Here is a 217-nt window from a genome sequence, read left to right on the forward strand (position 1 = left end):
AATTATAGTCACGATATGCCACATACCCACATGAACAACGGTAAGTACGTTCAGATAGCTTCATAGGTTTTTCTGCACCACAACAAGAACATTTTTTAGTCGAAGGGAACCATTTATCAATTTTCACGAGCTGTTTCCCTTGTTCTTTTAGCTTGTACGATAAGAATGTAGTGAACATGCCCCAACCATTGTCGTGAACGCTTTTACCAAAGTGAAG

General features: G+C 39.2%; 1 protein-coding gene. It reads right to left on the reverse strand.

Features of this window, described 5'->3' with window-relative positions:
- Nucleotides 1-217: zinc ribbon domain-containing protein (locus DDE80_RS15010; RefSeq protein ID WP_153060967.1), on the reverse strand; the 217-nt coding region annotated here is incomplete at both ends.

This window comes from Metalysinibacillus jejuensis, assembly GCF_003057615.1.
Classification (GTDB): domain Bacteria; phylum Bacillota; class Bacilli; order Bacillales_A; family Planococcaceae; genus Metalysinibacillus; species Metalysinibacillus jejuensis.